The 213-nt window shown below is 57.7% G+C and carries 1 pseudogene; it reads left to right on the forward strand.

Features of this window, described 5'->3' with window-relative positions:
• A pseudogene (locus HMPREF2716_RS29725) lies at window positions 1–213 on the forward strand (hypothetical protein); the annotation flags it as partial.

Genomic DNA, 213 nt, shown 5'->3' on the forward strand with positions numbered 1-213 from the left:
TTCGGGCGTGACTCGGCCCTGATCGTCGTACGAGACAAGCTGGTCGAGGTGAAAAAGGGCGCTTTCAATGCGGCCGGGGAAAGCGAGTTTGCCGGGCAATGCCAGTGGCTGTTTCGTACAGCCGGGAAGACCCGTGTTCTGAGAAAGCTCCTCGATTGCAAAAGGATGGATGAGACGGGTGTACGGCGCAAAGCGAAACCTTTCGTGGCCTAC

This window comes from Pseudomonas sp. HMSC076A11 (assembly GCF_001810205.1).
Taxonomy (GTDB): Bacteria; Pseudomonadota; Gammaproteobacteria; order Pseudomonadales; family Pseudomonadaceae; genus Pseudomonas; species Pseudomonas aeruginosa.